Below are 16609 nucleotides of genomic sequence, written 5' to 3'. Positions count from 1 at the left end.
CTTCAAAGTGGGCGCCTCAATGCAGGACCTCGACGACTCCGTCACCGACCAGCCGGCCGCGGATGATGCGCCGCGACTCGACGTTCTCGACCGACACCGCCCCGCCCGGCGACGCCCGGCCCAGCGCACGTCCGGCGACCCGGACCTCGATGCCGCCGAACCGCGAGACCAGCACCACCGGATCGCCGCGCCGCAACAGCGCGCCCTCGGCCAGGTCAGTTTCGGTCAGCGCCGCTCCCGGCGCCATGCCGTGACGCGGCGCCCGTCCGACCACCGCCGCCGGCTCGGCGAACCCGTCGCCCGCCCCGGCCATGTCGCGCTTGCGCACCGCGAGCATGTCGGCGGTGATCGTCTCGCCGGCGCGAACCGGCTCGGTCAGCACCACCACCTCGGCGACCCGCCGCACCTGCACCGGCACATACAGACGCCAGCCCGGCTCGTCCGGGCAACGCACCTCGACCACCCGCGCACTGGTCGGCACCGCCTGCAGCGGCTGCCCGCAGGCCGCCATCCGCAGCGCCGGATCGACCGTGGCCTCGGCGTTGCCGGCGTCGGCCCCGAGCGCGGCGACCGCCACCGCGGCAATGGCCTCGGGCTCGGTAATCGCCCCGGCCGCGGCCTGCGCCGCGGCAGTGCCAGCGAGGCCAAGAACCAGCAGGACGCACAAAACGGCATGCCGCACGGAAGACTCCAGAAGACTATTCCCCCACCCCCAAGCAAGCCGCGTGCCGCGCAGACCACCGCGGTCTCAGCCCTTCGCTTCCGCTTTCCGCCTTTCGTCTTTATTGCAGCGGCACCGCCAACGTTGTCACCCAGACCCGAAGGGCGGCGCACATGGATGTGCGCCGTTTTCCGACTGAGCCAGGATGGCGAATCGGAAAATCCCCGCGCCCCTGCACGCCCGCGCGCTTGAACTGTCGAGCCGGGCCTTTCTTTGGTTACTTTCTTTGGCCCTTCAAAGAAAGTGACCCGCCCCAGGCGGAAGCTTTTGACCTGAACCCCCACCCCTCAAGAACCACCAACTCCCGCCGACAACAGAGCCATGAGCCGCGACCTGCTGGACCGCATCGACCAACGCACCCGCCTCGCCGGCCACAACCGCCTGGCCCTGCTCCTGTTCCGCCTCGGAACGCGTCAGCTTTTTGGCGTCAACGTATTCAAGGTGCAGGAAGTGATCCCGCGCCCGCCCCTGTTCGCCCTGCCGCAACTGCCACCGGCCTTCAGCGGCGCCGCCGACGTACGCGGCCGCACCGTCGCCGTGCTCGACCTCGCCCGCGCGATCAACTACGCCCATGACGGCGCCGAGCCGAACTACCTGGTGGTGACCGAGTTCAACCGCACCGTGCAGGGCTTCCTGGTCGCCGGCGTCGAGCGGATCGTCAATATCGCGGTCGAGGACATCCAGCCGCCGCCGGACCTCGGCGGCGACGGCCACTACCTGACCGGCGTCACCCGCCACCAGGGAGAACTCATTCAGCTGGTCGACGTCGAAAGCGTGCTGGCCGAGTCGGCGCCGCGCGCCAGCGACGCCGTCGGCATCAGCCCGCTGTCGATGGCCGCCGGGGTGCCGCGCGAGGTCTTGGTGGTCGACGACTCGCGGGTCGCGCGCAACCAGATCCGCTCGGTGCTCGAGCAACTCGGGTTGGCGGCGACCCTGCTCTCGGATGGCCGCCAGGCGCTGGAACACCTGCAACAGCTGGCCGAAAGCGGCCGCTCCGCGAGCGAACGCTACGCCATGGTGATCTCCGACATCGAGATGCCGGCGATGGACGGCTACACCCTGACGACGGAAATCCGGCGCAGCCCGTTGCTGCGCGGCCTGTACGTGCTGCTGCACACCTCGCTGTCGGGCGTGTTCAACCACGCAATGGTCGAGCGCGTCGGCGCCGACGATTTCGTGCCGAAGTACTCCGAACACGAGCTGGCACAGCGCATCAGCGCGCGGATGCTGGCGCTGCAACGCGCCGCCTAGACCGCCAGACGGTCCGTTTCGGGGCACGTGGCACGGCCCTTGCCTGATCCCGGGTGAACACACCCCGGAGGGCGCCATGCCTTCGCCAATCCAGTCACCCGGCCAGCCCGGCCAGTCGTTCCTCGGCATCCACGGCACCGCCCTGGCCTTGCGCGAGCAGCGCCTGCAATTGCTCGCCGGCAACATCGCCAACGCCGACACCCCCGGCTTCAAGGCCCAGGACCTGGACTTCCAGGGCGCCCTGCGCGCGGCGTTGCAGCCGGTCGGCCCCGGCGATGCGATCGACAACGCCGCTACCGCCGCGCAGTACGCGCCGACGCCGCGGCAGCCGAGCATGGACGGCAACACCGTCGACGGCGAACGCGCCCGCGCCCAGTTCGCCCAGGCGACGCTGGAATACCGCGCGTCGCTGTCGTTCGTCGAATCCAAGGTGCGCGGGATGCTGACCGCGATCACCGGGCAGTAGGAGGCCGACCCATGAGCAACCTTCCGATCTTCGACATCGCCGGCTCGGCGATGAACGCGCAGTCGGTGCGCCTGAGCAGCATCGCCAGCAACCTCGCCAATGCCGATTCGGTGTCCGGCGACGCCGACACCGTGTACCGCGCCAAGCAGCCGGTATTCACCGCCCAGACCGTCGCCGGCGAGCCGGCGCTGGCCGGGGTGCAGGTGACCGAGGTGATCGAAAGCACCGCCGCGCCGATCAAGCGCTACGACCCCGGCCACCCGCTGGCCGACCCCGACGGTTACGTCTACGCGCCGGCGATCGACCCGGTGACGCAGATGGTCGACCTGATCTCCGCCTCGCGCAGCTACCAGGCCAACGTGGAGGTGTTCAGCACCGCCAAGGAACTGGCGATGGCGACGCTGGGCATGGGCAAGTAAGGGACACACACGATGAGCACGATTACTTCTCCCAACGTCAGCGGCAACAGCGAGAACCCCTGGGGTTCGCTCGGACTGGCCAGCAAGACCCCCGAGCGGGACACCGCGCTGGGCCAGGCCGACTTCCTGCGGCTGATGACCGAGCAATTGAAGAACCAGGACCCGCTGAAGCCGATGGCGAATGCCGAGTTCCTCGGCCAGCTGGCGCAGTTCTCGACCGTGCAAGGCATCGACAAGATGCAGGCCGGTCTGTCGGCCGTGGCCAGTGTGATGGAGTCCGACCAGACCCTGCGCGCGGCCGCACTGGTCGGCCGCGAGGCGCTGATCGAGGCCGACACGGTCGAGCTCGCCGCCGGCGCCGGCCTCAGCGGCGAGATCGCCGCATCGGGCGCGGGCACGATCCAGATCGAAATCGTCGACGCCAGCGGCGCCACCGTGCGCCGCACCAGCGTCCAGGCCGACGCCGCCGGCGGCGTGCCGTGGGCGTGGGATGGCCGCGACGACGCCGGCAACCCAACGGCCGGCGGCCAGTACACGATCCGCGCCACCTCCGGCACCGGCGAGGACAGCGAAACCCTGGTCGTCGGCGTCGCCGCTCACATCGACAGCGTCTCGATCGAGCCGCAGGGCCTGGTCCTCAACCTCGCCGGCCTCGGCAGCCATCCGCTCTCGGCGATCCGCCGGATCGGCTGACGCCCGCCCCCTCACCTCCACACCCGCACCCGCACGCCGACCCACCCAGGAGCACCCGCATGAGTTTCCGCATCTCGCTCAGTGGCATGAACGCGGCCACGGCCGACCTCAACGTCACCTCCAACAACATCGCCAACGCCAACACCACCGGCTTCAAGCAGTCGCGCGCCGAATTCGGCGACGTGTTCCCGGTGTCGGCCTACGGGCTGTCGAAGAACGCCATCGGCGCCGGCGTCCGGCTCAACCAGGTCGCCCAGCAGTTCGACCAGGGCAACGTCGAGTTCAGCGGCAAGGCGCTCGACCTCGCGCTCAGCGGCAAGGGCTTCTTCACCCTGTCCAACCAGGGCTCGACCGTGTACTCGCGCGCCGGCAATTTCGGCGCCGACCGCGACGGCTTCGTGGTCAATCCGTCGGGCCACCGGCTGCAGGTCTACCTGCCCAACAGCTCCGGCACCGGTTTCGACACCGGCCGCATGAGCGACCTGCAGCTGGCCACCGGCGATGCGCCGCCGCAGGCGACCGGAAGGGTCGAGGTCGGCAGCAACCTGCCGGCCGACGCGACGCCGCCGACGATCACCCCGTTCGACCCGGCCGACCCGACCACCTACAACCACACCACCTCGCTGACGGTGTACGACTCGCTCGGCGCGCCGCACACCCAATCGCTGCACTTCGTCAAGACCGCCAACCCCAACGAGTGGCAGGTCCACACCTCGATCGACGGCACCGCGGTCGGCACTCCCACCACCCTGCAGTACTCCGACACCGGCGCGCTGCAGGTGCCGGCGACCGGCGTGGTGACGTTGCCGGCGCACGATCCCGGCAACGGCGCGGCGCCGCTCAACCTCGCCCTCGACCTCGGCGATTCGACCCAGTACGGCGAGTCGTTCAACGTCTCTGCGCTGGTCCAGGACGGCCATGCCACCGGCCGCCTGACCGGCATCGAGGTGTCGTCGACCGGCGTGGTCAACGCGCGTTACACCAATGGCGTGTCGACCCCGCTGGGGCAGGTCGCGCTGACCGCGTTCTCCAACCCGCAGGGGCTGCAGCCGCTAGGCGACAACGGCTGGGCCGAGACTTTCGAATCCGGCCAGCCGCGCCGCGGCGCCGCCGGGTCCTCGGAGTTCGGACTGGTCCAGGGCGGCGCGCTGGAGGCGTCCAACGTCGACCTGACCGAGCAGCTGGTCAACATGATCACCGCGCAGCGCAACTTCCAGGCCAACGCGCAGATGATCTCGACCCAGGACCAGATCACCCAGACCGTGATCAACATCCGCTGACGCCAGTGACGTTGTAGGAGCGGCTTCAGCCGCGATCTGAAACCGTTCGCCCGCGCCGGCTCCAGATCGCGGCTGAAGCCGCTCCTACAACAAGCACCACCTTCGTCCCGACCGGGAGAACCCAATGATCGACAAGGCCCTCTACGTCGCCATGACCGGCGCCAGCGCCACGCTGAAGGCGCAGGGCTCGGTCGCGCACAACCTCGCCAACGGCGACACCGTCGGCTTCCAGGCCACCCTCAGCGGGACAGTCGCCGCGCCGGTGGCCGGCCCCGGACTGGCCACGCGGGTGGCGGCGGCGCATCGCTCGCTCGGCGTCAGCGCCGCGCCGGGCGCGATCATGCAGACCGGCAACCCCACCGACGTCGCCCTGCACCAGGACCACTGGCTGGCGGTGCAGGCGCCCGATGGCGGCACCGGCTACACCCGCGCCGGCGACCTGCGGATCAGCGCCAACGGCCTGCTGACCACCGCGTCCGGCCTGCCGGTGCTGGATCAGGGCGGCGCCCCGGTCGCGATCCCGCCGCACGAGACCCTGACCATCGGCAACGACGGCACCCTGTCGATCGTGCCGCTCGGCCAGCCGGCCTCGACCATCACCGAAGCCGGCCGCCTGCAGGTGGTCGCCGCCGACACCGCGCAGCTGGTGCGCGGCGACGACGGCCTGATGCGCGCCGCCCCCGGCACCGAGCCGCCCCCGCCGGCCGCCGGCGCGGTGCTGACCGCCGGCGCGGTCGAGGGCAGCAATGTCGATTCGACCGCGATGCTGGTGTCGATGATCCAGCTCGCGCGCCAGTTCGAGATGCAGGTACGGGTCTTGCAGAGCGGTGACGAGAACGCCCGCGCGGCCAATTCACTGCTGTCGTCGCGTTGATTTTTTGACTGAAGCTTTAGCGGAGGAACACCCCATGTCCCAGGCTCTATGGATCGCCAAGACCGGCCTCGACGCGCAGCAGACGCGCATGGCGGTGATCTCCAACAACCTCGCCAACACCAACACGGTTGGCTTCAAGCGCGACCGCGCCAGCTTCGAGGACCTGCTGTACCAGACCGTGCGCCAGCCCGGCGGCGCCTCGTCCGAGCAGACCCAGTTGCCGTCGGGCCTGTCGACCGGCACCGGCGTGCGCGTCGCTGCGACGGCCAAACAGTTCCAGCAGGGCAACCTGTCGCAAACCGGCAACGCGCTGGACGTCGCGATCAACGGCCGCGGCTTCTTCGAGGTGCTGATGCCCGACGGCAGCCCCGCCTATACCCGCGATGGAAGCTTCCAGATCAACTCGCAGGGCGAACTCGTCACCAATTCCGGCTACCCGGTGCAGCCGGGCCTGCAGCTGCCCGAGGGCGCGCAGAGCGTGACCATCGCCGCCGACGGCACCGTCAGTGTGCAGGTCGCCGGCCAGGCCGAGGCGGTCCAGGTCGGCGCGCTGAGCCTGGCCGACTTCGTCAATCCGGCCGGCCTGCAGGCCAAGGGCGGCAACCTCTACGTCGAGACAGGCGCCAGCGGCCCGGCCCAGGTCGGGACGCCGGGCACCAGTGGCGCCGGCGTGCTGGTGCAGGGCGCGCTGGAGAGCTCCAACGTCAACGTGGTCGAGGAGCTGGTGTCGATGATCGAAACCCAGCGCGCGTACGAGACCAACGCCAAGGCGATCTCGACGGTCGACTCGATGCTCGGCTTCCTCAACAACAATCTTTGAGCGCGCCATGAGAATCGCCGTCGCCGCCGCATTGTTCTTCTCGCTGGGCCTCGCCGGCTGCGCCAGCATCGTCGGCGACGTGCGGCCGTTCGATCCGATCGCACCGGTCGCACCAGCGGCCGCGATGCCGACCGCTGTTGCACCGGCGATCTCCGCAACTCCGGCGAGCGCCTACTCCGGCTCGATCTACGCCGGCAGCACCGCCGCCGGACACGCCGGCGGCATGAGCCTGTTCGAGGACAACAAGGCGCGCCATGTCGGCGACCTGCTGACGATCGTGCTGGTCGAGGCGACCTCGTCGCGCTCGGTCGCGCAGACCTCGGTCAGCAAGGAGTCCGGCATCGGCCTGGGCGCGCCGACCATCGCCGGGGTGCCGATCACCTACAAGGGCCAGTCGGTCCTGCAGGCCGAGATCGAAGCCGGCCGCGACTTCAACGGCGCCGGCAACAGCACCCAGAGCAACCGGCTCGAGGGCGAGATCACCGTGGTCGTCGCCCTCGACCTGGGCAACGGCAACCTGCTGGTCAGTGGCCAGAAGCGCATGCGCCTGAACCAGGGCGACGAGCTGGTCCAGGTTCAAGGAATCGTGCGGGTCGCCGATATCGGTCCCGACAACCGCATCACTTCCGACCGCGTCGGCAACGCGCAGATCGTCTATGGCGGTCGCGGCACGCTGGCACGTTCCAACGCGATGGGCTGGCTTGGCCGGTTCTTCAACTCCGCCGCCTTCCCGTACTGAGGACCGAGCACATGCGTCCGCTCTTCGCTCCGCTCATCGCCATCGCCCTGGGGCTTGCGGCTCTTGCCGCCGCTCCGGCCCATGCCGAGCGCATCAAGGACCTGGCCCAGGTCGGCGGCGTGCGCGGCAACCCGCTGGTCGGCTACGGACTGGTGGTCGGCCTCGACGGCAGCGGCGACCGCACCAGCCAGACCCCGTTCACGGTGCAGAGCCTCAAGAGCATGCTCGACCAGCTCGGCGTCAGCATCCCGCCGGGGGTCAACCCGCAGCTCAAGAACGTCGCCGCGGTCGCGATCCACGCCGAGCTGCCGGCGCACGTGAAGCCCGGGCAGACCATCGACGTCACCGTGTCCTCGATCGGCAACTCCGGCTCGCTGCGCGGCGGCAGTCTGCTGATGGCGCCGCTGAAGGGCGCCGACGGCCAGGTCTACGCGATCGCCCAGGGCAGCCTGATGGTCAGCGGCTTCGGCGCCTCCGGCCGCGACGGCTCGCGGATCTCGGTCAACGCACCCAACACCGGCACGATTCCCAACGGCGCAATCGTCGAGCGAGCGGTCGCCGGCGCGACACCGGCCGGGTCCGGCCCGGCCGGCATCATCACCCTCAACCTGCACGAGTTCGACTTCACCACCGCCGCGCGGATCGTCGCCGCAATCGACGCCGCGTTCGGCCCCGGCCGCGCGCAGGCGATCGATGGCGTCACCATCGAGGTCGCCGCGCCGGCCAGCAACCGCATCGCGTTCCTGTCGCAACTCGAGTCGCTGGAGGTCAATCCCGGCGCCGCGCCATCGAAGGTCATCGTCAACTCGCGCACCGGCACCGTGGTGATGGGCGGCGAGGTCACCGTGCTGCCGGCAGCGGTCGCGCACGGCTCGCTGGTGGTGTCGATTATCGAAAGCGCGCAGATCAGCCAGCCCGGCGCGTTCGGCGACGGCGCGACCGTGGTGGTGCCGCAATCCACGATCGAAGTGCAGCAGGAAGGCAACCGCATGTTCGTGCTGGAAGGCGCCTCGCTGCAGGCGATCGTGCAGGCCGTGAACGCGGTCGGCGCCGCCCCCGGCGACCTCGTCGCGATCCTGCAGGCGCTGAAGCGCGCCGGCGCGCTGCGCGCCGAACTCGAGGTGATCTAGGCCACGCCGATGCTGCTGCGCTCCGCCACCGCGATGCCACTGAATGCAACCGAGCCCTCGCGGGACCGGTTGCAGACGGCTGCGCGCGAGCTGGAGGCGCAGTTCGCGCAACTGATGCTGAAGTCGATGCGCAGCACCAGCTTCGGCGACTCGCTGCTCGGCGACAACAACACCATGTACCGCGACATGTACGACCAGAAGCTGTCGCGCGAGCTCACCAAGGGCGACGGCCTCGGCCTGGCGCCGATGATCGTGCACCAGCTTGAACGCCAACTCGGGCACGACACATCGACGGCGCCGACCACCACGTTCGGCCACGACGGCGGCATGCCGCTGACCCGCAACCTGCCGTTGGCGAGGCCGCTGCCAACCGCCCGTCCGGCGCCGATGGCGTTGCCGGACACCGTGCTCGCGACCGGCAACACCCTCGCGCTGGCGCCGAGCCGCCACGGCGTGTCGCTGGGCGCGATCGCGCCGGTCGCGGCGCCGGTGGTCACGCCCTTGGCACCGGCGCCGAACGACGCCCCTGGCTCGCTCGACTGCAGCAGCCCGGAAGCCTTCGTCCGCTCAATCTGGCCGCAGGCGCAGCGCACCGCTGCCGAACTCGGGGTGTCGCCGAAGGCGCTGGTCGCCCAGGCCGCACTGGAAACCGGCTGGGGCCGGCGCCTGGTCGGTGGCAACGAGTCGCACAACCTGTTCGGGATCAAGGCCACCGGCGGCTGGGACGGCAAGCGGGTCGACTCGGCCACCCATGAATTCATCAACGGCGTGCGCCGGAACCAGCACGCCGAGTTCCGCGGCTACCGTTCGATCGACGAAAGCTTCGACGACTACGCCCGGCTGATGCGCAACGACCGCTACGCCGGCGCGCTGGCCGCCGGCGACGATCCCGACCGCTTCGCCCACGCGCTGCAGCAGGCCGGTTACGCAACCGACCCGTCGTACGCCGCCAAGATCTCGGCGATCGTCGACGGGCCGACGCTGCAACGCGCGCTTGGCGAGCTGGACGCGCCTGACGAAACCCACCAGCGCGCCTACGCCGCGCTGCCCGCCACCACCCCGCGAGGCTGACCATGAGCGGACTGCTCTCCACCGGAAGTTCGGCCCTGCTGGCGTTCCAGCACGCGCTGTCGACGGTCGGCAACAACGTCGCCAATGCCGCGACCCCGGGCTACAGCCGCCAGCGGGTCGAGCTGGAATCGCGCCTCGGCCAGACCCTCGGCGCCGGCCACGTCGGCGCCGGCGTCAACGTCGCGCGCCTGCAACGGCTCGCCGACGGCCTGGTGTTCGCACGCCAGGTCGACAGCAGCGGCGAGCTTGGCCGGCTGCAGCAACTGTCGTCGCTGTCGACCCGGGTCGACGGATTGATGTCCGATGCCGCCACTGGCCTGGGCGCGCCGTGGTCGGCGTTCTTCGCCGCCGCCGAAGGCGTTGTCTCCGAGCCGACTTCGACCACCGCGCGCAGCCAATTGCTGGCCGCCGGCGAACAACTGGCCGGCCGCTGGCGCTCGCTGGACGCGCAGATGGCGACGATGGAAGGCGAGGTCGACAACCGCATCCAGGGCCAGGTCAACGCCGCCAACCAACTCGCCAGCGAGATCGCCGCCCTCAACAAGAACATCGTTGCCGCCGGCGGCAACGCCACCCCGGAACTGCTCGACCAGCGCGCCCTGCGCATCGACAAGCTGGCCGCGCTGGTCGGCGCCGAAACGGTCGAGCAGGACGACGGTGCGATCAACGTGTTCACCACCGGCGGCCAGGCGATGGTGCTCGGCCAGCGCGCGATGGCGTTGACCACTTCGCCCGATCCGTTCCGCCCCGACCGCCTGCAACTCGCGCTCGACACCCCGGCCGGCCCCGCGCGACTGCCGGCATCGGCGGTGTCGGGCGAAGTCGGCGGCTTGCTCGAATTCCGCGACCGCGTGCTCGACCCGATGCGCGCCGAACTCGGTCGCATCGCCGTCGCGTTCGCCGAAACCTTCAACGCCACCCAGCGTGCCGGCGTCGACTACAACGGCGCGGTCGGCAGCGACATGTTCGCGCTGCCGCCGCCGCGGATCGATGCCCACGCCGGCAACGCCGGCAGCGCGACCCTGACCACCTCGATCGGCGATGTCGGCGCGTTGAAGGGCCATGACCTGGTGCTGAGCTTCAGCGCCGGCAGCTGGAGCGCGACCCGCGCGAGCAGCGGCGAACCGGTCGCGCTGAGCGGCACCGGCAGCGCCGCCGATCCGTTGCGGATCGATGGTGTCGAACTGGTCGTCGGCGGCGCGCCGGCCGACGGCGACCGCTTCTCGCTGCGCCCCACCGCCGGCGCCGCCAGCGGCCTGCAGGTGGTGCTCGACGACCCGCTCGGCATCGCCGCCGCCGGGCCGCTGCAGGCCGGTGCCGACACCGGCAACCTCGGCGACGCGGTGCCCGGCCCGGCCAGGATCACCGACGCCGCCGCGTTCGCCGGCTTCACCGGCGCCACCATCGAGTTCATCGACAGCAGCCAGTACACGGTCAACGGCGCCGGTCCGTATCCCTACACCGCCGGCGCGCCGATCGGCGACACCGCCGGCGGCTGGTCGCTGGTGCTCGACGGCACACCCGCAGCCGGCGACCAGTTCACCCTGGCCCCGACCCCGCCGCGCTCGGCCGACAACGGCAACGCGCGCGCACTGGCCGACCTCGACAGCCAGGGCGTGCTCAATGGCGGCGGCGTCGACCTGACCGCCGGGCTCGCCCAGCTCACCGGACGCGCCGGCAGCGAGGCGCGCCACGCCGAGTTGTCGCTCGAAGCACAGGACGCGATCCACCAGCAGGTCATCGCCGAGCGCGAGTCGGTATCCGGGGTCAACCTCGACGAGGAGGCCGCCGACCTGCTGCGCTACCAGCAGGCCTACCAGGCCGCCGCGCAGATCATCAAGACCGCCGACGACATGTTCCAGACCCTGATCGGAGTTGTGCGCTGATGACCATGCGAATCTCCACCGCGTTGATGCATTCGCAGAACCTGCAGGGCCTGTTGCAACGCCAGCAAGGCCTGGCCCGGACCCAGCAGGAGATGATCAGCGGCAGCAAGCTGCTCAGCGCCGCCGACGACCCGGCCGCGTTCGCCAACGCCCAGCGACTCGACCATGCGGTCGCCGCGCTGGAGCAATACGAGCGCAACAGCGGCGTCGTCGGCCACCGCCTGCGCCTGCAGGAACAATCGCTGGACGATGCCGGCGACGTGCTGATCCGCGCCCGCGAACTGGCGATCCAGGCCAACAGCGGCGCCCTCTCCGATCCCGACCGCGCCGCCATCGCCGCCGAACTGCGCTCGCTGCGCGAGGGCATGCTCGGCATCGCCAACCGCGACGACGGTGCCGGCCGGCGGTTGTTCGCCGGCACCCGCGACGGCGTCGTGCCGTTCGTCGACACCGGCGACGCGGTCAGCTACGCCGGCAACGACGGCCACAACGACATCGACATCGCCGCCGACCTCGCGGTCGCCGACGCCGACCCCGGCAGCGACATCTTCATGCGCGTGCGCACCGGCGACGGCGAGATCCGCGGCCGCGCCGGCGCCGGCAACACCGGCAACGGCGTGCTGCAGAGCAGCGGCGTCACCGATTACGCGGCCTGGGGCGGCGCCTCGCTGACCGTGCAGTTCACCGCGCCCGACGCCTACCAAGTGGTCGATGCCGGCGGCGCCGTGCTCGCCACCGGCACCTACGTCGCCGACAGCGCCATCGCCGCCGGCGGGGTCCAACTCGAATTGACCGGCAGCCCCGCGGCCGGCGACAGCTTCACGGTCGAGCGCGCGCCCACCCGCGATGTGTTCGCCACCCTCGACCGCCTCGCCGACGCACTCGAAGCGCCGGCGGCGACCGCCGCCGAGCGGGCCCGCCGCGACAACGTCGTCAGCGCGTCGATCGCCGACCTCGGCACAGCACAGAACCACATGCTCGGCGTGCGTGCCGGCACCGGCAACCGGCTGGCAACGCTGGAGGCGACCGCCGATGCGCGCAGCGCCGAGGACGTTTCGCTGGCCGCGACCCTGTCGTCGCTGCGCGATGTCGACTACGCCGAGGCCGCGACCCAGCTGAGCCTGCACCTGACCGCGCTGGAGGCCGCGCAACGCACGATGGTGCGGGTGCAGGGCCTGTCGCTGTTCGACGCGTTGCGATAACCCGAACAATTTCGCATTCGCGATTAAAGCTTGACAAACCGCCGCCGTTATCCATCACAGCAGCGGCGAGGGCCACCCGGCCAACACCCTGCGGACCCCGGCGCCAAGGCCTTCGCCGCCAGCCGGATCAACCTTCCAGGAGACGCAACCATGCAAGTCATCAACTCCAACATCATGTCGCTCAACGCGCAGCGCAACCTGTCGTCGTCGAGCGCCGACCTGGCCACCAGCCTGCAGCGCCTGTCGTCGGGCCTGCGCATCAACAGCGCCAAGGACGACGCCGCCGGCCTCGCCATCTCGGAGCGCTTCACCACCCAGATCCGCGGCATGGACCAGGCCGCCCGCAACGCCAACGACGGCATCTCGCTGTCGCAGACCGCCGAAGGCGCGATGGGCGAGATCGGCAACAACCTGCAGCGCATCCGCGAGCTGGCCGTGCAGTCGCGCAACGCCACCAACTCCGATTCCGACCGCGCCGCGCTCAACAAGGAAGCGCAGCAGCTGAAGTCCGAGATCGATCGCGTCGCCGCGCAGACCTCGTTCAACGGCGTCAAGCTGCTCGACGGCTCGTTCGCCGACCAGGTGTTCCAGGTCGGCGCCAACCAGGGCGAGACCATCACCGTCGACGGCATCGTCGATGCCTCGTCGACCGCCCTGGGCAGCTGGACCTCGGTGACCGGCACCTCGTCCACCACCGGCGTTGCCGCCGCGGTCGGCGCGCTGGCCGCCGGCGACCTGACTATCAATGGCGTCGACGTGGGTGCGGTCGTCGCGGGTGCCGACGCGACCGCGCAGGGCGACAACGTGGCCGCCGCGATCAATGCCGTGACCGCCGACACCGGCGTCACCGCGACCAATGCAGCGGGCGTGCTGACCCTCACCGCTGCCGATGGCACCGACGTGGTGATCGGTGGCGCCAGCGCCAACGAGGCGGCCACCGAAACCGCGACCGGCCTGACTTTCGGCACGGCCACGATGACCGCCGTCGCCGGTACCGCCACCACCGGTTTCGACACCCTCGACATCTCCACCGCGCTGGGCGCCGACAACGCGATGCTGGCGATGGACGCCGCGCTGACCGCGATCAACACCGCCCGCGCCGACATGGGTGCGGTGCAGAACCGCTTCAGCTCGGTGGTCGCCAACCTGTCGTCGAACGTCGAGAACCTGTCGGCCGCACGTAGCCGAATCCAGGACACCGACTTCGCCAAGGAAACCGCTGCGCTGACCCGCAACCAGATCCTGCAGCAGGCCGGTACCGCGATGCTGGCCCAGGCCAACCAGGCGCCGCAGGGCGTGCTCAGCCTGCTTCGTTAATGCGGTAAACGGTGCGGGGCGCGTTGGTCGCGCCCCGCATCATCGTTGTAACGCTCCACCCCGAATTCCCCTCATGGAGGCCACAAATGGGCATCAGCAGCGCCGGCATCGGCAGCGGCCTCGACGTCGCCTCCATCGTCAACCAGCTGGTCGCCGCCGAGCGCGCGCCGACCGAGGCCCGCATCGATCGCACCGAACGACGCGTCAATGGCCAGATCTCGGCGCTGGGTGTCCTGCGCAGCGCGTTCGACAGCCTGCGCAGCGCGGTGGAAAAACTGTCCGCCGACGACACCGCGTTGGCGCGCAAGGTCCGGTTGCCCGAGGAACCAAACTTCAGCGCCAGCGCCGGCGCCGGCGCGGCCGTCGGCGACTACCAGGTCGAGGTGCTCGCGCTCGCCACCGCGCACAAGACGTCGACCGGCGCGTATGCCGCCAGCGACACCGCGGTCGGCACCGGCACCCTGACCATCACCAGCGGCGAGACCCGCTTCGACATCGAGATCGACAGCGAGAACAACACCCTCGCCGGCATCCGCGACGCGATCAACAAGGCCACCGACGGCAAGGGCGTCACCGCGACCATTATCAACGCCGACGACGGCGCGCACCTGGTGTTCACCGCGACCGAGACCGGCATCGCCAACGAGCTGTCGATCAGCGCCAGCGGCGGCGACGGCGGCCTGGCGGCGATGACCAACGCCACCGCAATGACCGAACTGGCCGCGGCCACCGACGCCCAGGTCAAGGTCAACGGCTTCACCCGCAGCAGCGCCAGCAACCGCATCGACGACATGCTCGAGGGCGTGACCCTGACCCTGACCCGCGCCGCGCCCGGCACCACCCAGGACTTCAGCGTCTCCAGCGATGCTTCGCCTTTGCGGGGTGCCGCCAAGGGCCTGGTCAGCGCTTACAACGTCGCCCTCGACGCCATCGCCAAGACCACCAAGTACGACCCGGCCAGCAACATCGCCGCCGCGCTCAACGGCGACGCGATGGTGCGTGGGATCAGCCGCGACTTCCGCGACCAGATCAGCAGCGCCACCACCGACCTCAAGGCGCTGGGCATCACCAGCGACAAGGATGGCAAGCTGACCCTGGACGAAGCCGTGTTCGACGAAGCAATCGCCGAGAATCCGGCGCCGGCGACGCGTCTGTTCAGTGGCGAAGGCAGCCTCACCGCGAGCCTGGAAACCTCACTGGCCCAGCTTCTGGACGACGACGGCACGCTCGACGACCGCAGTGCCGGCCTCGAAGGCCGGACCGACACCATCCAGGACCAGCGCGTCGCCCTCGACCGCCGCATGGCCCAGGTCGAGGAGCGCTACCGCGCCCAGTTCACCGCCCTTGACGTGCTGGTGTCGAAGATGACCTCGACCAGCAATTTCCTCGCCCAGCAGCTCGGCAACCTTCCCGGATTCTCATGACCAGCGCTCACTTCGCCAACCAGTATCGCCAGACCGGCGTGAGCAGCGCCGTCCTCGACGCCGATCCGCACAAGCTGATCGCGTTGATGCTGGCCGGCGCCCGTGAGCGCGCGCGGCTGGCGGTGGCCTGCCTCGAACGCGGCGACCTGCCGCGCAAGGCGCAGGCGATCACCGACGCCAGCGCGATTATTGGCGGTCTCAATGGCGCGCTCAACCTCGAGGCCGGCGGCGAGATCGCCGACGGCCTGCACGCGCTGTACGACTATGCGCAACGCCGCCTGCTCGATGCCAACGCCGGCAACGACGCGGCGCCGCTGCTGGAGGTCGACGGCCTGCTCGGCGACATCGAAAGCGCCTGGACCGCGATCGCGCCGGTGGCGAATGCGACCGCGCGGAGTCCGGCGGGAGCCACCCCATGATCCCGGTGCTGCCGGCCGAAGCGATCCGTCGCGCACTCGATGCCGGCGAGTGGGACATGGCCGCTGAACTGCTTGCCGGCCACGAACACGAGGTCCGCGCGACCCTCGCCGACACCGCCCCGCACGCCGACAACAAGGCCTCGTGGCTGGCCCTGCTGGCCGCCCAGCGCGAGCTGCTCGCCCAGCTGACCAGCGTGCGCAGCGAGACCGCGCAATCGCTGCAGCGCCTTGGCCGCGACCGTCGCGGCGCCAAGGCGTACCTGGACGCCGGCTGATGAATGCCGACAGCGCGCGCGCGCAGGTCTTCGGCGACTCGCTGTCGTGCGAGGAGGTGCGCCCGGCGGCATTCCTGCCCGGCGCGCTGGCGCCGGCGGCTGTGCGGCAGGCCTGCCTGCGCGCGGAAAGCCTGTTGCGCGCGCTGGCCGTGGTCGAGGACAGCCGCAGCGACGACGGCGAGGAACACAACGCCAACGACCTCGCCCTCAACCGCATCGAGGCCAAGCTCGACCTGCTGACCGCGCTGGTCGCCAGCCGCGTGGCCGAGCATTTCGATCCGCTGCGGCCGTTGCGCTGGTCGGCGCTGGGGGTGTGCCTGGACGTGGACGATGCCGTCGCCCCGGACACCGCCGGCGCGTTCCGGGTGCAGCCGTCCGACTGGATGCCCGAGGCGTTGCTGCTGCCGGCGCGGGTCCTCGCCAGCGTCAGCCACGGCGGCGGCCAGCAGTTGTGGCTACGGTTCGGACCGTTGCCACCGGCGCTGGAATCGGCGCTGGAACGCCACCTGTTCAGGGTCCACCGGCGCGCCATCGCCGAGAGTCGCCGTCCGCGCTGAGCCCGCGGTGAGGCGACCGTCCCATTTTGCCGGCCCGCGGCTGGTGGCGGCCGAAACGCTCGGCT

General features: G+C 70.5%; 18 protein-coding genes. 17 read left to right on the top strand and 1 reads right to left on the bottom strand.

Annotated elements, in window-relative coordinates:
• Positions 1-16: 16 nt before the first annotated feature.
• Positions 17-682: a flagellar basal body P-ring formation chaperone FlgA gene (gene flgA / locus SNE34_RS13350; protein WP_332618038.1), complete on the bottom strand. Its 666-nt coding sequence runs from the start codon at positions 680-682 to the stop codon at positions 17-19.
• 360 nt (positions 683-1042) lie between these two features.
• Between flgA and SNE34_RS13345 the strand changes: the two genes are divergently transcribed.
• The 17 genes from SNE34_RS13345 to SNE34_RS13265 all read left to right on the top strand — a co-directional run bounded on the left by SNE34_RS13345 (position 1043) and on the right by SNE34_RS13265 (position 16544).
• Positions 1043-1972, top strand: a complete 930-nt coding sequence (locus SNE34_RS13345) for a chemotaxis protein (protein ID WP_332618036.1) — start codon at positions 1043-1045, stop codon at positions 1970-1972.
• A 76-nt stretch (positions 1973-2048) separates the two neighbouring features.
• Positions 2049-2438 carry a flagellar basal body rod protein FlgB gene (flgB, locus tag SNE34_RS13340; RefSeq protein WP_332618034.1) on the top strand — a complete coding sequence of 130 codons (390 nt, stop codon included), beginning with the start codon at positions 2049-2051 and terminating at the stop codon, positions 2436-2438.
• Positions 2439-2449: 11 nt separating this feature from the next.
• The gene (gene flgC, locus SNE34_RS13335; protein ID WP_332618032.1) at positions 2450-2857 is read left to right on the top strand and encodes a flagellar basal body rod protein FlgC; all 408 of its coding nucleotides are present in this window, start codon (positions 2450-2452) and stop codon (positions 2855-2857) included.
• A gap of 12 nt (positions 2858-2869) precedes the next feature.
• Positions 2870-3550: a flagellar hook assembly protein FlgD gene (locus SNE34_RS13330; RefSeq protein ID WP_332618030.1), complete on the top strand. Its 681-nt coding sequence runs from the start codon at positions 2870-2872 to the stop codon at positions 3548-3550.
• Between the two features lie 59 nt (positions 3551-3609).
• Positions 3610-4830, top strand: coding sequence for a flagellar hook protein FlgE (gene flgE, locus SNE34_RS13325; RefSeq protein WP_332618028.1), 1221 nt, complete (start codon positions 3610-3612; stop codon positions 4828-4830).
• Between the two features lie 127 nt (positions 4831-4957).
• On the top strand, positions 4958-5704 hold the full coding sequence (locus tag SNE34_RS13320) for a flagellar basal body rod protein FlgF (protein ID WP_332618210.1): 747 nt from the start codon (positions 4958-4960) through the stop codon (positions 5702-5704).
• 34 nt (positions 5705-5738) lie between these two features.
• The gene (flgG, locus tag SNE34_RS13315; RefSeq protein ID WP_332618025.1) at positions 5739-6524 is read left to right on the top strand and encodes a flagellar basal-body rod protein FlgG; all 786 of its coding nucleotides are present in this window, start codon (positions 5739-5741) and stop codon (positions 6522-6524) included.
• Between the two features lie 7 nt (positions 6525-6531).
• The gene (locus SNE34_RS13310; protein ID WP_332618023.1) at positions 6532-7263 is read left to right on the top strand and encodes a flagellar basal body L-ring protein FlgH; all 732 of its coding nucleotides are present in this window, start codon (positions 6532-6534) and stop codon (positions 7261-7263) included.
• An 11-nt stretch (positions 7264-7274) separates the two neighbouring features.
• Positions 7275-8393 (top strand): flagellar basal body P-ring protein FlgI, encoded by a 1119-nt coding sequence (locus tag SNE34_RS13305; protein ID WP_332618021.1) that lies wholly within the window; start codon positions 7275-7277, stop codon positions 8391-8393.
• Between the two features lie 9 nt (positions 8394-8402).
• Positions 8403-9464 (top strand): flagellar assembly peptidoglycan hydrolase FlgJ, encoded by a 1062-nt coding sequence (flgJ, locus tag SNE34_RS13300; RefSeq protein WP_425604541.1) that lies wholly within the window; start codon positions 8403-8405, stop codon positions 9462-9464.
• 2 nt (positions 9465-9466) lie between these two features.
• Positions 9467-11350 (top strand): flagellar hook-associated protein FlgK, encoded by a 1884-nt coding sequence (gene flgK / locus SNE34_RS13295; RefSeq protein ID WP_332618019.1) that lies wholly within the window; start codon positions 9467-9469, stop codon positions 11348-11350.
• Positions 11350-12552: a flagellar hook-associated protein FlgL gene (gene flgL, locus SNE34_RS13290; RefSeq protein WP_332618017.1), complete on the top strand. Its 1203-nt coding sequence runs from the start codon at positions 11350-11352 to the stop codon at positions 12550-12552. The genes flgK and flgL overlap by 1 nt, the downstream gene beginning before the upstream one ends.
• Before the next feature lie 150 nt (positions 12553-12702).
• Positions 12703-13869 carry a flagellin gene (locus SNE34_RS13285; protein WP_332618015.1) on the top strand — a complete coding sequence of 389 codons (1167 nt, stop codon included), beginning with the start codon at positions 12703-12705 and terminating at the stop codon, positions 13867-13869.
• Between the two features lie 86 nt (positions 13870-13955).
• Positions 13956-15293 (top strand): flagellar filament capping protein FliD, encoded by a 1338-nt coding sequence (gene fliD, locus SNE34_RS13280; RefSeq protein WP_332618013.1) that lies wholly within the window; start codon positions 13956-13958, stop codon positions 15291-15293.
• Positions 15290-15712: a flagellar export chaperone FliS gene (fliS, locus tag SNE34_RS13275; protein WP_460970965.1), complete on the top strand. Its 423-nt coding sequence runs from the start codon at positions 15290-15292 to the stop codon at positions 15710-15712. Before fliD ends, fliS begins: the two co-directional genes overlap by 4 nt.
• Entirely contained in the window at positions 15709-15987 is a 279-nt protein-coding gene (locus SNE34_RS13270) for a hypothetical protein (RefSeq protein WP_332618011.1), read from the top strand. The genes fliS and SNE34_RS13270 overlap by 4 nt, the downstream gene beginning before the upstream one ends.
• Positions 15987-16544, top strand: a complete 558-nt coding sequence (locus tag SNE34_RS13265) for a PilZ domain-containing protein (protein WP_332618009.1) — start codon at positions 15987-15989, stop codon at positions 16542-16544. Before SNE34_RS13270 ends, SNE34_RS13265 begins: the two co-directional genes overlap by 1 nt.
• The last annotated feature ends 65 nt before the right edge of the window (positions 16545-16609 follow it).

It is taken from the genome of Novilysobacter erysipheiresistens (assembly GCF_036663935.1).
Lineage (GTDB): Bacteria > Pseudomonadota > Gammaproteobacteria > Xanthomonadales > Xanthomonadaceae > Novilysobacter > Novilysobacter erysipheiresistens.
The sequence above is the reverse complement of the archived record's forward strand: the minus strand, read 5'-3'. Positions and strand labels throughout refer to the sequence as shown.

Excerpts from the sequence above, each read along its gene's own strand:
- SNE34_RS13305 (WP_332618021.1), top strand. The coding sequence starts at position 7,275 with ATGCGTCCGCTCTTCGCTCCGCTCATCGCCATCGCCCTGGGGCTTGCG.
- SNE34_RS13310 (WP_332618023.1), top strand. The coding sequence starts at position 6,532 with ATGAGAATCGCCGTCGCCGCCGCATTGTTCTTCTCGCTGGGCCTCGCC.
- flgK (WP_332618019.1), top strand. The coding sequence starts at position 9,467 with ATGAGCGGACTGCTCTCCACCGGAAGTTCGGCCCTGCTGGCGTTCCAG.
- SNE34_RS13270 (WP_332618011.1), top strand. The coding sequence starts at position 15,709 with ATGATCCCGGTGCTGCCGGCCGAAGCGATCCGTCGCGCACTCGATGCC.
- fliS (WP_460970965.1), top strand. The coding sequence starts at position 15,290 with ATGACCAGCGCTCACTTCGCCAACCAGTATCGCCAGACCGGCGTGAGC.
- SNE34_RS13265 (WP_332618009.1), top strand. The coding sequence starts at position 15,987 with ATGAATGCCGACAGCGCGCGCGCGCAGGTCTTCGGCGACTCGCTGTCG.
- flgL (WP_332618017.1), top strand. The coding sequence starts at position 11,350 with ATGACCATGCGAATCTCCACCGCGTTGATGCATTCGCAGAACCTGCAG.
- flgJ (WP_425604541.1), top strand. The coding sequence starts at position 8,403 with ATGCTGCTGCGCTCCGCCACCGCGATGCCACTGAATGCAACCGAGCCC.
- SNE34_RS13330 (WP_332618030.1), top strand. The coding sequence starts at position 2,870 with ATGAGCACGATTACTTCTCCCAACGTCAGCGGCAACAGCGAGAACCCC.
- SNE34_RS13345 (WP_332618036.1), top strand. The coding sequence starts at position 1,043 with ATGAGCCGCGACCTGCTGGACCGCATCGACCAACGCACCCGCCTCGCC.
- flgE (WP_332618028.1), top strand. The coding sequence starts at position 3,610 with ATGAGTTTCCGCATCTCGCTCAGTGGCATGAACGCGGCCACGGCCGAC.
- flgB (WP_332618034.1), top strand. The coding sequence starts at position 2,049 with ATGCCTTCGCCAATCCAGTCACCCGGCCAGCCCGGCCAGTCGTTCCTC.
- SNE34_RS13285 (WP_332618015.1), top strand. The coding sequence starts at position 12,703 with ATGCAAGTCATCAACTCCAACATCATGTCGCTCAACGCGCAGCGCAAC.
- flgC (WP_332618032.1), top strand. The coding sequence starts at position 2,450 with ATGAGCAACCTTCCGATCTTCGACATCGCCGGCTCGGCGATGAACGCG.
- flgG (WP_332618025.1), top strand. The coding sequence starts at position 5,739 with ATGTCCCAGGCTCTATGGATCGCCAAGACCGGCCTCGACGCGCAGCAG.
- fliD (WP_332618013.1), top strand. The coding sequence starts at position 13,956 with ATGGGCATCAGCAGCGCCGGCATCGGCAGCGGCCTCGACGTCGCCTCC.